Raw genomic sequence first — 12,729 nt, 5'->3', positions numbered from 1 at the left:
CACACGAGGCGGCCCCCACATGTATGCTCGTCCTCGCTGTCGTCGCAGGGGAATCCGGTGGGAATCCGGAACTGTCCCGCAACGGTATGAAGTACACCCATTGGTGTCACCGCAAGTCCGATGACCTGCCGACAGTGCACCCGGCTCGACCGAACCGGGTGTCGATACGTCCGGGCCTCGCGGTTGGGCCGGTGGACGCCGCGCGGTGCTGCCCTGCCATGCCCGCGCGCGCCCGCTCGCGCCCGCACCAAAGGTGTCCCGGAGCCGAGCGAGGGAGAGCTCCCCCCGTGACCATCGCGCCTTCCGCACCGCGCGCCGAGTCCGACCCGTCCGACACCGGAATCGAGACCGGGGGACCTGGGGCCGCACTGCTGCGTACCCTCACCGAGCTGACGGCCGACCTCCCCGACACCGACCCGGGCCGGGTCGCCGCCGCCGCGCTCCGCGGGCGCAGCGCCGCCGCCGACGAGGCCGAACTGCGCGGACTGGCCACGGAGGCCGCCGCCGGTCTGATCTCCGAGGACCCGGCGTACTCCCGGCTCGCCGCCCGGCTGTTGACGCTGGCCGTCGCCGAGGAAGCCACCGGCCAGGGGGCCACCTCCTTCTCCGCCTCCGTCGCGGTCGGTCACCGCGAGGGCCTGATCGCCGACCGCACCGCCGAGTTCGTGGCGCTGCACGCGAGCCGCCTGGACGCGCTGGTCGAGCACACGCTCGCCGAGGGCGCCGACGACCGCTTCGGCTTCTTCGGCCTGCGCACCCTGCACAGCCGCTACCTGCTGCGCCACCCGATCACCCGCCAGGTCATCGAGACCCCGCAGCACTTCATGCTGCGCGTGGCCTGCGGCCTCGCCGAGAACGACAGCGTCCAGGCCGTCGAGGAAGTGGCCTCGCTGTACCGGCTGATGAGCCGCCTCGACTACCTGCCGTCCTCCCCGACGCTGTTCAACTCCGGCACCCGGCACCCGCAGATGTCCTCCTGCTACCTGCTGGACTCCCCGCTGGACGAGCTCGACTCGATCTACGACCGCTACCACCAGGTCGCGCGTCTGTCGAAGCACGCCGGCGGCATCGGTCTCTCGTACTCGCGCATCCGCGCCCGCGGTTCGCTGATCCGCGGTACGAACGGCCACTCCAACGGCATCGTGCCGTTCCTGAAGACCCTCGACGCCTCCGTCGCGGCCGTGAACCAGGGCGGCCGCCGCAAGGGTGCCGCCGCCGTCTACCTGGAGACCTGGCACGCGGACATCGAGGAGTTCCTGGAGCTCCGCGACAACACCGGCGAGGACCAGCGCCGTACCCACAACCTGAACCTGGCGCACTGGGTGCCGGACGAGTTCATGCGCCGCGTGAACGCGGACGCCGACTGGTCGCTGTTCTCCCCGGCCGACGTGCCCGAGCTGGTCGACCTGTGGGGCGACGAGTTCGACGCCGCCTACCGCAAGGCCGAGGCGGACGGCCTGGCCCGCAAGACCATGCCCGCGCGTGACCTGTACGGCCGGATGATGCGCACCCTCGCGCAGACCGGCCAGGGCTGGATGACCTTCAAGGACGCCTCCAACCGCACGGCCAACCAGACCGCCGAGCCGGGCACCGTCGTCCACTCCTCGAACCTGTGCACCGAGATCATCGAGGTCACCAACGACGGCGAGACCGCCGTCTGCAACCTCGGCTCGGTCAACCTCGGCGCCTTCGTCGTGGACGGGGAGATCGACTGGGAGCGGCTGGACGAGACCGTCCGCACCGCCGTGACCTTCCTCGACCGCGTGGTCGACATCAACTTCTACCCGACCGAGCAGGCCGGGCGCTCCAACGCCCGCTGGCGTCCGGTGGGTCTGGGCGCGATGGGCCTCCAGGACGTCTTCTTCAAGCTGAAGCTGCCGTTCGACTCCGCCGAGGCGCGGGCGCTGTCCACCAAGCTCTCCGAGCGGATCATGCTGGCCGCGTACGAGGCCTCCTGCGACCTCGCCGAGCGGAGCGGCCCGCTCCCCGCCTGGGAGCAGACCCGCACCGCCCGCGGTGTCCTGCACCCGGACCACTACGAGACCGAGCTGAACTGGCCGGAGCGCTGGGACGCCCTGCGCGCCCGCGTCGCGAAGTCCGGCATGCGCAACTCGCTGCTCCTCGCCATTGCCCCGACGGCGACGATCGCCTCGATCGCCGGCGTGTACGAGTGCATCGAGCCGCAGGTCTCCAACCTCTTCAAGCGCGAGACGCTGTCGGGTGAGTTCCTCCAGGTCAACGGCTACCTGGTGGAGGAGCTGAAGAAGCTCGGCGTGTGGGACGCCCAGACCCGTGAGGCCCTGCGCGACTCCAGCGGTTCGGTCCAGGGCTTCGGCTGGATCCCGGCCGAGGTGCGCGAGCTGTACCGCACGGCGTGGGAGATCCCGCAGCGCGGTCTGATCGACATGGCGGCGGCCCGTACGCCGTTCCTCGACCAGTCGCAGTCGCTGAACCTGTTCCTGGAGACGCCGACCATCGGGAAGCTGTCCTCGATGTACGCGTACGCCTGGAAGCAGGGTCTGAAGACCACGTACTACCTGCGTTCGCGCCCGGCGACGAAGATCGCCCGTGCCGCGCAGGCGGCCGCCCCCGCAGCGCTGCCGCTGGCCGACGCCGCCGCCGAAGCCGCGGCCGCGGAAGCGCTCGCCTGCTCCCTTGAGAACCCCGAGTCCTGCGAGGCCTGCCAGTAATGAGCTCCACCGACAAGAAGAACCTGCTCGACCCGGGCTTCGAGCTGACGCTGCGTCCCATGCGCTACCCGGACTTCTACGAGCGCTACCGGGACGCGATCAAGAACACCTGGACCGTCGAGGAGGTCGACCTCCACTCGGACGTCGCGGACCTCGCGAAGCTGACGCCGGCCGAGCAGCACATGATCGGCCGTCTGGTCGCGTTCTTCGCGACGGGCGACTCGATCGTCTCGAACAACCTGGTGCTGACGCTCTACAAGCACATCAACTCCCCGGAGGCGCGCCTGTACCTGTCGCGCCAGCTGTTCGAGGAGGCCGTGCACGTCCAGTTCTACCTGACGCTGCTCGACACCTACCTGCCCGACCCGGACGACCGCGCGGCCGCCTTCGACGCCGTCGAGGAGATCCCGTCGATCCGCGAGAAGGCGCAGTTCTGCTTCAGGTGGATGGATTCGGTCGAGAAGATCGACCGGCTGGAGACCCAGGCCGACCGCCGCCGCTTCCTGCTGAACCTGATCTGCTTCGCGGCGTGCATCGAGGGCTTGTTCTTCTACGGCGCCTTCGCGTACGTGTACTGGTTCCGCTCGCGCGGCCTGCTGCACGGCCTGGCCACCGGCACCAACTGGGTGTTCCGTGACGAGACCATGCACATGAACTTCGCGTTCGAGGTCGTGGACACGGTCCGCAAGGAGGAGCCGGAGCTCTTCGACGAGCAGCTCCAGCAGCAGGTCACCGACATGCTGAAGGAGGCCGTGGAAGCCGAGCTGCAGTTCGGCCGCGACCTGTGCGGTGACGGCCTGCCGGGCATGAACACCGAGTCGATGCGCGAGTACCTGGAGTGCGTCGCGGACCAGCGCCTGGTCCGTCTCGGCTTCCCGCCGGTGTACGGCTCGCAGAACCCGTTCTCGTTCATGGAGCTCCAGGGCGTCCAGGAGCTGACGAACTTCTTCGAGCGCCGTCCGTCGGCCTACCAGGTCGCGGTCGAGGGCACGGTCGACCTGGACGAGGACTTCTAAGTCCCGTCCGGCCACCGCCGGTACGGCTTGATAGCGTCCCCGCCCATGGGGAGCGACACCCGGTCCACCGGGTTCTCGGGCGGGGGCGCTTCGTCGTGTCCCGGGCCGGCCGCATGACCGCCGACGGGTGGGCGGGGCGGGCCCGGCTGCGGCCGGGGGGCCTGCTGTACGGGGGCGCCGTCGGGTCCGCCGGTGTGCACGCCCATCACTCCGTCCAGGTCATCGCCGCGCTGGACGGGGACGAGCTGTTGATGGCCGGGCCGGACGGGGAGCCCGTCGGGTGCCGGGCGTACGTGGTCCCGGCCGGGGTGCGCCACGCGGTGCTGCGCGGGGCGCCGCACGGGGTGGTGCTGCACTACGACCCGCTCTCCTCGGCGGGGCGCCGGCTCTCGGCGCTGGCGGGGGACGCGGGGGACCTCGTACCGGCCGCGGGGCTGCCCGCCGACGCCTTCGAGGCGGCGTGCGCACTGGACGCCGTACTGCCCGGAGGGCCGCAGCCGGACGCGGCGGAGCACCCGGGGCTGGCACGGGTACTGGAGTGGCTGCCCGGCCGGGAATCGGTACGGCTGGCTCGGGCGGCCGAGGTGGCGTGCCTGTCGGAGAGCCGCCTCGCGCACCTGTTCCGGGCGGAACTCGGGCTGCCGTTCCGCCCGTACGTGCTGTGGCTGCGGCTGATGCGGGCCGCCGAACTGGCCTCCCTGGGGCACTCCCTGACGGACGCGGCGCACGGCGCGGGCTTCGCCGACGGGGCGCATCTCAGCCGGGTGTGGCGGCGGATGTTCGGGATCACGCCGTCGGGCTTCACCCGCACCGTCCAATGGATGTAGCAGGTTCGTTCAAGCCCCGCAGGGCCCCGTGGCCGCACTGTGGGCGCATGAGAAACGCAATGAGCAAATGCGTGGCCGCCTGCACCGGCAAGTCCATGCCGGCCGCCGTGCGCAAGGCCTTTGAGGACGAGCTGCGCCGCGCCCGCGAGGCCGCGCCCGACACCCGGGCCATGTGGACCGCGCTGGAGCGGGCGCACATCATCTCCCAGGCCTGGGCCTGGCCCCACACCCGCGCCCACTGGCACATGTTCCGGCTGGCGGTGCGCTGCCGGGACCGGGCGGAGACGGTGGGGCAGGTGGTGCGGATCCTGGTGGCCGGCGCCGGGTCGGTGACCGGGCGCGTGCCGTACGGCAACACCGGGCGTACGGCGGCGGGCCTCTTGACGCCGATGCCCCTGCCGGACGATCTGCGGGTGCTGCTGGGCCGCGCGCAGACGCCGGTCGATCCCGCGCTCGCGCAGGCCTCCTAGGCGTTCACCGCGCGCGTCACGTCCGTGCTGCCGCCGCCCGGCAGTGGTGTCGACCCGGGGCCACCGGGCCGACTCCCCTGCCGCAGCGGGCGGTGCTACGCGTTCGGGACGGTCTCGTAGCGCGGGGTGCCCTCTTCCATCTGGCGCAGGGCGTCCTTGCGGTCGCGCTTCGAGAGGCGGTCGATGTACAGGTACCCGTACAGGTGGTCCGTCTCGTGCTGGAGGCAGCGCGCGAAGTAGCCCGTACCGCGGACCTTGATCGGGTTGCCCTGAGCGTCCTGGCCGGTCACCTCGGCGTAGTCCGGGCGGGCCAGCGCGGCGTAGGCGGTCGGGACCGACAGGCAGCCCTCGTTGGAGTCGTCGAGCACGCGGGAGGCGGCCGGCAGCTCCACCAGCTTCGGGTTGACCACGAAACCGGTGTGCCGCATGCCGTCGTCGTCCGGGCAGTCGTAGACGAAGACCTTGGCGTCCACGCCGATCTGGTTCGCGGCCAGGCCCACGCCCTCGGCCGCCTTCTGGCTGGCGAACATGTCGTCGATCAGCCGCGCCAGTTCGTCACCGAACTCGGTGACGTCCTTGCACTCCCGGTGCAGTACGGGGTTGCCGACCACCGTGATCGGGCGGGCGGTGCCGCGCTCGCGGTGGGCGACCTCGCGCGCCTCACAGTCCTCGGTGTCCACGACGTACCCGTCGTTGACGACCTCGACGACCTCGTTCTCCTGCTGCGCCATGTCCGCCGTACGCCTTCCGTAAGTCCGTTCACAATGTGCCGGTACAGCCTACGGTGCCGCTCAGCAGACCTCTTCGAGATCCCGCCATTCACGGGTCTCCGGGCTGTCCGCGACCCAGCCGTCGAGCAGTCCGCGCACCAGGCCGGCCGGCGCCGCGATGCCGCACTCCCGCTCAGGCACCCACAGGGGTCCGGAACCGTTGGTGCGGTGGCCCAGTGGTCCGGGGTGCCCCGGTTCGCTGTGGTCGTGCGGGTCCAGGTGCTCCCCGTCGCCCTCGCCGCTCGGCATCACGCTCTCCGAGCAGGTCCGGCACAGCAGCCGCACCGAGGACGACCAGTCCTCGGCGGCGAAGCCCGCGTCCGAGGCCAGCTGCTCCAGTGCGTCGCGGTCCTCCTCGGTGGCCGCCTCCAGCAGGACCACCCAGGTCGGCACCGGGGAGGGCGCCCACAGCTCGATCTCGTCGAAGACGGGGTACGAGGGCCCCGCCGCGGTGACCCGCTCGCCGTGCGGGACCCCGTCGTGCAGGACGACCTCGCCCCAGCGGCGTCCCGAGGAGGGCAGCGGGATCGAGAGGACCTCGATGCGGGCCGGATCGAGCCTGCGGCCCCACACGACTTCGGCCTCGCCCTCGGGGGACAGCCGCACGGCGGCGCTGCCGAGCTCCATGCCGACCGGTTCGCCGCTGCCTTTCGCGGGGTGGGCGCCCGGGCCGTGCGGGTCGCCGGGCACCTTCAGCCCGTACGCCTGCCAGGCCCGGCGGGCCAGCGGCCAGTCCTGCAGCGCGGTCGCGGCGATCCCCACGTTCCACCAGTCAGGGGCGCCGGTCTCGCGGTCCAGCAGGGCCACGGCGCGCAGTCCGGCGGACCGCGCCTGCTCCCAGTCGTGCCGGAACTTGTGCAGCAGTGCGAGGTTGAACCAGGACTCGGACAGCCAGGGCTCCAGGTCGGCGGCTCTGGTGAGCAGCGCGCCCGCGTCCTCGTACCGCCCGTCGCCGATCAGCGTGAACGCGCGGTCGGTGGCCTGCCGCCACGAGGCGGAGGGTCGATGCCGTACCTTCCCGAAGATCCTCACAATTCCCGCCTGCCTGGGGGCACCTCCCAGCAGTGGCTGGGGGACAACGGTGCAGCCTTGCGGACACTCCTACTTGCATCCAACCATGCCCACTCGGACGGCCGCTCATTACCCATGGGTTACCCCGGCGGGACGGGAACAACTCTGTCACGTCCGCCCCTGGCCAGAACCCTTGCAAGACACTCCACGACCTCCGGCTGGTAGTCGCGCCCGGTGCCCAGCCGCAGCTGCTCCAGGGCCGCCAGTGGGCCGCCCGGGTGACGGCTCCCGCCGAGCAGGTCGTCGTACGCGTTGACCGCCCGCACGATGCGCGCCGCGACGGGCTGGTCACGGTACGGGTCCGCCTGCCGCTCCACCACCACGGCCACCTCGGCGGGCACCCCGGTCTGGCGGGCCACCTCACCGCCCAGCTCAGCGATCCGGCGGGCCTCGGCGGCGGGCAGTCCGGCGGTGGCCCCGGCCCGGACCGGGTCGACGAGGGACAGCTGACCGATGTCGTGCATGAGGGCGGCGTATTCCAGCACCGTGAGCTCCCGCTCCGACAGGCCGAGCTCCCGGCCGACGGCGCAGCTGAGCGCGGCGACCCGGCGGGAGTGCCCCGGGCGGGTACAGCCGGCGATCTCGGTGGCCCGGGCCAGGGAGGTGATGGTCTGGCGGTAGGTGGTGCGGATCGCGCTGATCCGGTGGAAGGACATCTGGGTGAGCAGCAGGGGAACGCAGAAGACGGGCAGGGCCCACAGGCCGGCGACGGCCACGCCGAGGGCCATGACGAGCCCGGTGGCGCAGATCGCCGAGCCGATGCCGAGCTGGGCGCGCAGCTCGTCGCGCAGCAGCGGCCCGTACGGCCAGCCCGTGCGGGCGCGGGCCAGCACGGCGGCGAGGACGGCGTCGCACAGGGCGGTCAGGCCGAGCAGGAACAGCAGGAAGAGGACGAGGTACGGGCCCTGCCCGATCCCGTGTTCCAGCCGGCCGGAGTTGTAGAGCGGCTGGAAGCAGACGGCGGCGAAGGAGACGGTCAGGACCCGGCGGGCCAGGTGGTCGGCGGTGGGTGCGCGGCCCCGGGCGACGTGCGGGACGATCCCGGCGAGGGCCGCGGCGACGACGACCGCGACGATCTGGAGCACGCCGTGGTGGGTGGGCTGGGCGCCGCTCGGGCCGAGCAGGGCGTACGCGAGGGCGCCGGCGGAGCCCAGCGGTGCGGGCTGGCGGTCCCCGCCCCCGTCCTGGGCGGCACGGAGGACGCCGGTGTCACGGGCGTCACCGGTGTCGCGGCGGGCGAGCTCACCGCAGGCGATCAGGGTGCCGAAGGCCAGGGCGGTGCCGGGTTCGACGAGTCCGTACCAGAGGGTGTGTCCGAGACCGGCCAGGGTGAGCGCCCCGGCGGCCCCGCGCACCGCCGCGACGACCGGGCCCCTCACGGTCCGTCCCCGCCGTCGGGCTCCTGCGCGGCCCGCGGTTCCGCGGTCCGTACGACGAGGCGGGCGCCCTGGGCCGGGAGCCCGGCCAGCCCGGGGCCACCGGCGTCCGCGACGGCTCCCGACGCGGAAGCGGAAGCGGAAGCGGAACCCGAAACGGAGGGGGGAGCGGAACCGGCCGGGATCACCTGGACGTCGTCGTCGGCGGTGACCACCGGATGCCAGCCGTGCCGCCCGATGGAGGTGACCAGGGCGCGGACCATCACCGGATCGAAGTGCGCCCCGGCACAGCGTTCCAGCTCGGCCAGGGCCACCGGCACCGGCCGGGCCCGGCTGTACGAGCGGGTCGAGGTCATCGCGTCGAAGGCGTCGGCCACCGCCACCACCCGGGCCGGCACCGGGATCTGCTCCCCGGCCAGCCCGTACGGATAACCGGAGCCGTCGACCCGCTCGTGGTGGTGCAGGATCGCGGACCGGGCCTCGCCCAGGCAGCCGATGCCGCGCACGATCTCGTGCCCGTACTCGGGGTGGAGCTCGATGATCCGGCGCTCCTCGGGGGTCAGCGGGCCGTCCTTGCGCAGCAGCCGGGTCGGGACGCCGATCTTGCCGACGTCGTGCAGGATCCCGGCGATGCGGACGACTTCGAGCCGGTCCTCGGGCATGCCAAGCTCGCGGGCGATCATCGCGGAGGCCTGGCCGACGCGTTCGCCGTGGCCGCGCGTGTAGCGGTCCTTGAGGTCGACGGCCTGGACGAGCGCCCGGATCGTGGCCTGGTGGGCTGCGCGCTCGCGGTGGTACTGGGCGAAGATCCAGCAGGAGACGTACATCGGCAGCAGGACGAGCAGCGCGGCCGGGAGCCCGTACGGGCTGCGCCACATGACGGCCATCATCAGCCCGGCGAGGCCGTGCACGCAGTGCGGGGCCAGGGAGCCGGTGAGCAGGCCGTGCCATGCCGTGCGCGCGGGGCGGCGCTCGGCGGTGGCCAGGACGCCCCCTTCGAGGGCGGTCAGTACGAGGCAGAAGGCGGCGGCCGCGGCTGCCGCGGGGAGCATCGCGTACGGGAACTCCGCGAGCCGCCCGCCGGGAGGCCCCGCGAAGGAGCGTCCGCCCAGCGCGACCGGCCCTCCCAGCAGCCCGAACGTCCACGCCGCGGCCCAGGCGGCGACGGCCTGCTGCGCCGCGTGCCACACCCGCCGGACCCGGGCGGGCCGTTGGACGACCGCCTGGGCGAATCCGCCGGGCAGCGCGACGAGCGCGGCGGCGGCCGGCGGCAGCAGGAAGACCGCGGCGAGCACCACGGGGAAGAAGGAACCGATGCCCTCGGGGACCCTGATGCCCGGCAGCGGGCAGGCCTTGACCAGTTCGCAGCCGAGGTAGAGGAGGGCGAGCAGCCCGACGGCCGGCCAGGGGGTGCCGGGATCGGCGAAAGCCGGAGCGGTGCAGGCCGAAGCCGCGAGGACGGCGCACAGGACGTATCCGCGCGCCGCCGGCGGAAGTACCCGCATGGCGCTCTCCTCCCCTGTGCGGTGCACGTCCGGCGCGGCATCGCACCGGCACCGTTTGGGGAGAATAGGTGGGGCCCCTTGCACAGCGGGCCACATTTTCGTATTGCGCCGTACGGGCGCCCCCGGATTAGCACCTTCGGGTGAACGAAGTGGGCTTCCAGGGGCGGTTGTTCGATCAGCCGGTGGCGGGGTCCGCGGTCACGTCGTGATCGGGGACGGCCTGGCCGGAACGGATCAGCTCGATCCGCCCCATGACCTTGGAGCGCAGGTCGGTCGGCACGTCGTCCGAACCGCAGCAGCGCTTCACCAGCTTCTTGACGGCCTGCTCAAGGCCGTACTTCTCCAGGCAGGGATTGCACTCGCCGAAGTGGGTCTCGAACTTCGTGCAATCGCTGTCCGGCATCTCGTGGTCCAGGAACTCGTACAGGTGGTCCAGGACCTCGGAGCACTCCGTCTCGTGCGGCTCTCCGCAGCTCATGAGCCCGAGCCTTTCAGGTCGTTCGACTCTCCCGCGCCCGCGGGGACCAGCCCGCGCTCACGGGCGTAGTCCTCCAGCATTCCGCGGAGTTGACGGCGGCCACGGTGCAGTCGCGACATGACCGTACCGATGGGTGTACCCATGATGTCCGCGATCTCCTTGTACGCAAAGCCCTCTACGTCAGCAAGATAGACCGCGATGCGGAACTCTTCCGGAATGGCCTGAAGGGCTTCCTTCACATCCGAGTCGGGCAGGTGGTCCAGCGCCTGCGACTCGGCGGAGCGAAGTCCCGTCGACATGTGCGACTCGGCGCGCGCCAGCTGCCAGTCCTCGATCTCCTCCGCGGCGCTGCGCTGCGGTTCACGCTGCTTCTTGCGGTAGGAGTTGATGAACGTGTTGGTCAGAATGCGGTACAGCCACGCCTTGAGATTGGTGCCCTCGCGGAATTGGTGGAAGGACGCGTATGCCTTCGCATACGTCTCCTGGACCAGGTCCTCGGCGTCGGCCGGATTGCGCGTCATGCGCAGCGCGGCCGAGTACATCTGGTCGAGGTAGCCGAGGGCATCCCTCTCGAAGCGCGCATTGCGCTCCGGGGTCGTCTCCTCCGCGTGGCCTTCGTCGGTCCCAGCGACAGGACCCACCTCCTCCGACTGCGTGACGGCTCCGAAAGCGGACCCGCTCGAATCGGAGAATAGTCGACCCTCCCGGCCTTCCGCCGCCTGAAGCGGGCCGCGCTTGGGCCCGGGCAGGACCGTCCAGTCCAGGCCTGCCGCCTGCGGACGGTGCTGGCTGATGACCTGGGTCATGCGCTCCCTCTCCTCCGACGTGTTCCCGTACGTTCTGACATCCGGCACAACAGAAGGGTCGGGTCCCGCATTCCCGGGCGGGGGCAGGGTTTTCGACCTCTGTCAGGTGGGCGCCGGAAAGTGATCGGAATCACTTCGCTTTTCCAGCGGATTCCCGGATTCCGTACCGCCTGGGCAATGCGGGCCGATCAGTGGGGAAGCCCGCCCAGCCAGGCGGCGACGGCCTCGGTGATCACCGTGAGGGTCTCGTCCTGGGTCGGACCGGCCTTCTTCGGCACGGCGAAGCCGTGATCGCCGTACGGAACCTCCACCAGCTCGTACGGGGCCTGCGCGGTCGGCGGCGGGAACTCCTCCGGCCGCCCGAAGGGGTCCCGGCCGCCCTGGACCACCAGCGTGGGCCGCCCGGCTCCGGTGAGCTCCCCGGCCCGGGACTTCTCGGGCCGGCCCGGCGGATGCAACGGGAACGCCAGGGCCAGCACGCCGGCCGCCCCCAGCTCGGCGGCGGTCCGGCAGGCCACCCGGGCGCCGGCGCTGCGCCCGCCCGCCACCACGGGCAGTCCGGGCTTGGCCAGCGCCGGCCACAGGGCCCGCCAGCCCTCGTCGAGCACCTTGGGCGCGGCGGCCACCTTCTTCCCGGCGACCCGCCACGGCTGCTCGACGAGCGCGACGGTGATCCCGTGCACGGGCAGGGCCGCGGCCAGGGCCTGGAGGTCGCGGGCCTCGATCCCGCCGCCGGCGCCGTGACTGACGGCGAGGACGAGGCGGGCCGTGCGGGCGGGGGCGGGGTGCCAGGTGATGCGGGCCTCGCCCGCCGGGGTGTCGACGCTCTCGGTACGCGTGATCATGGCACCCATCCTGCACGGGTCGGGCAGCCCTCAGGGGGCAGACACAGCACGGGTCAGAACAGCGTGCACTCCTCCGGCGCGGCCAGCTCCTCCAGCAGCTCCGGGCCGTTGTTGCGGACGTTGCTGACGGCGGTGGAGACGGGGTAGGCGCGCATCAGGCCGCCCGGCGGCGGCGCGAGCAGGGCCTGGAGTTCGTCGGGGTCGGTCCGGGCCGGGTCCAGCCAGGCGTCCCAGCGGTCCGGGGTCAGCATGAGCGGCATCCGGGGGTGGATGTCGGCGAGCGAGGCCGGCCCCTCGGCGGGGGCTACGCCCAGCGGCCCGGTCTCGGCCTCAGCGGTGATCACGGAGCAGGTCGCCCACCAGGCCTGGGGGTGGTCGCCGGGGAGGACCGGATCGCGCCAGAACTCGTACATCCCGGCCATGGCGAAAACGGAGCCGTCGGCGGGGAGCACGAAGTACGGCTGCTTGCGGGCCCGCTTCTTCTTGCCCTCGACCTCCAGCTGCCGCTCGTCGTGGGCGGTGACCCACTCGTAGTAGCCGTCGGCGGGGACGATGCAACGGCGCTGCGCGAAGGGACGGCGGAAGGACGGCTTCTCTGCCAGCGTCTCCGACCTGGCGTTGATCATCCGGGCGGCGCCGTCGGGGTTCTTGGCCCAGGAGGGGACGAGCCCCCACTTCAAGACGCGCAGCTGACGAACCGGACGCGGGTCCGCCGCGTCTTTCACGGGACGGTCGAGGACGACGTGGACCTGCTTCGTCGGGGCCACGTTCCAGTCGGGTGCCAGGGTCTCCTCGGGCTCCCACCGCTCGACGCCGAAGGCCTCCGCCAGTTCCTCGGGCTTACGACTCGCTGCATACCGTCCGCACATGGCTGC

Annotated in this window: 12 protein-coding genes and 1 riboswitch; of the genes, 4 read left to right on the top strand and 8 right to left on the bottom strand. The window is 72.1% G+C overall.

Annotated features, from left to right (window positions below; genetic code table 11):
* Positions 1-6 precede the first annotated feature (6 nt).
* A riboswitch (cobalamin riboswitch) is annotated at positions 7-148 on the top strand.
* A 139-nt stretch (positions 149-287) separates the two neighbouring features.
* The 4 genes from OHA65_RS24865 (at position 288) to OHA65_RS24850 (ending at position 5,003) form a co-directional block, all read left to right on the top strand.
* On the top strand, positions 288-2,690 hold the full coding sequence (locus OHA65_RS24865) for a ribonucleoside-diphosphate reductase subunit alpha (RefSeq protein WP_405756628.1): 2,403 nt from the start codon (positions 288-290) through the stop codon (positions 2,688-2,690).
* Positions 2,690-3,706 carry a ribonucleotide-diphosphate reductase subunit beta gene (locus OHA65_RS24860; RefSeq protein ID WP_327285330.1) on the top strand — a complete coding sequence of 339 codons (1,017 nt, stop codon included), beginning with the start codon at positions 2,690-2,692 and terminating at the stop codon, positions 3,704-3,706. Before OHA65_RS24865 ends, OHA65_RS24860 begins: the two co-directional genes overlap by 1 nt.
* Before the next feature lie 113 nt (positions 3,707-3,819).
* Entirely contained in the window at positions 3,820-4,533 is a 714-nt protein-coding gene (locus OHA65_RS24855; RefSeq protein ID WP_327285329.1) for a helix-turn-helix domain-containing protein, read from the top strand.
* A gap of 47 nt (positions 4,534-4,580) precedes the next feature.
* A complete protein-coding gene (locus OHA65_RS24850; RefSeq protein WP_327285328.1) occupies positions 4,581-5,003 on the top strand; it encodes a DUF3703 domain-containing protein in 423 nt (140 codons plus the stop codon).
* 95 nt (positions 5,004-5,098) lie between these two features.
* On the opposite strand, the gene def is transcribed toward OHA65_RS24850, so the two are convergent.
* The 8 genes from def to OHA65_RS24810 form a co-directional block, all read right to left on the bottom strand.
* Positions 5,099-5,734 carry a peptide deformylase gene (def, locus tag OHA65_RS24845; protein WP_327285327.1) on the bottom strand — a complete coding sequence of 212 codons (636 nt, stop codon included), beginning with the start codon at positions 5,732-5,734 and terminating at the stop codon, positions 5,099-5,101.
* Positions 5,735-5,794: 60 nt separating this feature from the next.
* Positions 5,795-6,805 carry a hypothetical protein gene (locus OHA65_RS24840; RefSeq protein WP_327285326.1) on the bottom strand — a complete coding sequence of 337 codons (1,011 nt, stop codon included), beginning with the start codon at positions 6,803-6,805 and terminating at the stop codon, positions 5,795-5,797.
* 119 nt (positions 6,806-6,924) lie between these two features.
* Positions 6,925-8,223, bottom strand: coding sequence for an HD domain-containing protein (locus tag OHA65_RS24835; protein ID WP_327285325.1), 1,299 nt, complete (start codon positions 8,221-8,223; stop codon positions 6,925-6,927).
* A complete protein-coding gene (locus OHA65_RS24830; protein ID WP_327285324.1) occupies positions 8,220-9,725 on the bottom strand; it encodes an HD-GYP domain-containing protein in 1,506 nt (501 codons plus the stop codon). The genes OHA65_RS24835 and OHA65_RS24830 overlap by 4 nt, the downstream gene beginning before the upstream one ends.
* Before the next feature lie 175 nt (positions 9,726-9,900).
* Positions 9,901-10,203, bottom strand: coding sequence for a mycothiol system anti-sigma-R factor (gene rsrA, locus OHA65_RS24825; RefSeq protein WP_053784609.1), 303 nt, complete (start codon positions 10,201-10,203; stop codon positions 9,901-9,903).
* On the bottom strand, positions 10,200-10,844 hold the full coding sequence (locus OHA65_RS24820) for a sigma-70 family RNA polymerase sigma factor (protein ID WP_008741505.1): 645 nt from the start codon (positions 10,842-10,844) through the stop codon (positions 10,200-10,202). Before OHA65_RS24820 ends, rsrA begins: the two co-directional genes overlap by 4 nt.
* A 353-nt stretch (positions 10,845-11,197) precedes the next feature.
* Positions 11,198-11,854, bottom strand: coding sequence for an alpha/beta family hydrolase (locus OHA65_RS24815; RefSeq protein ID WP_371644734.1), 657 nt, complete (start codon positions 11,852-11,854; stop codon positions 11,198-11,200).
* Positions 11,855-11,907: 53 nt separating this feature from the next.
* A complete protein-coding gene (locus tag OHA65_RS24810) occupies positions 11,908-12,723 on the bottom strand; it encodes an SOS response-associated peptidase (protein WP_371644732.1) in 816 nt (271 codons plus the stop codon).
* Positions 12,724-12,729: the final 6 nt, after the last annotated feature.

This window comes from Streptomyces sp. NBC_00045, assembly GCF_045041095.1.
Lineage (GTDB): Bacteria > Actinomycetota > Actinomycetes > Streptomycetales > Streptomycetaceae > Streptomyces.
This window is presented reverse-complemented; position numbering and strand designations above follow the sequence as displayed.

What these genes read in the sequence shown, in the direction of transcription:
- OHA65_RS24810 (WP_371644732.1), bottom strand. Translation starts at nt 12,723, where the DNA reads ATGTGCGGACGGTATGCAGCGAGTCGTAAGCCCGAGGAACTGGCGGAG.
- OHA65_RS24860 (WP_327285330.1), top strand. Translation starts at nt 2,690, where the DNA reads ATGAGCTCCACCGACAAGAAGAACCTGCTCGACCCGGGCTTCGAGCTG.
- def (WP_327285327.1), bottom strand. Translation starts at nt 5,734, where the DNA reads ATGGCGCAGCAGGAGAACGAGGTCGTCGAGGTCGTCAACGACGGGTAC.
- OHA65_RS24850 (WP_327285328.1), top strand. Translation starts at nt 4,581, where the DNA reads ATGAGAAACGCAATGAGCAAATGCGTGGCCGCCTGCACCGGCAAGTCC.
- OHA65_RS24855 (WP_327285329.1), top strand. Translation starts at nt 3,820, where the DNA reads ATGACCGCCGACGGGTGGGCGGGGCGGGCCCGGCTGCGGCCGGGGGGC.
- OHA65_RS24815 (WP_371644734.1), bottom strand. Translation starts at nt 11,854, where the DNA reads ATGATCACGCGTACCGAGAGCGTCGACACCCCGGCGGGCGAGGCCCGC.
- OHA65_RS24830 (WP_327285324.1), bottom strand. Translation starts at nt 9,725, where the DNA reads ATGCGGGTACTTCCGCCGGCGGCGCGCGGATACGTCCTGTGCGCCGTC.
- rsrA (WP_053784609.1), bottom strand. Translation starts at nt 10,203, where the DNA reads ATGAGCTGCGGAGAGCCGCACGAGACGGAGTGCTCCGAGGTCCTGGAC.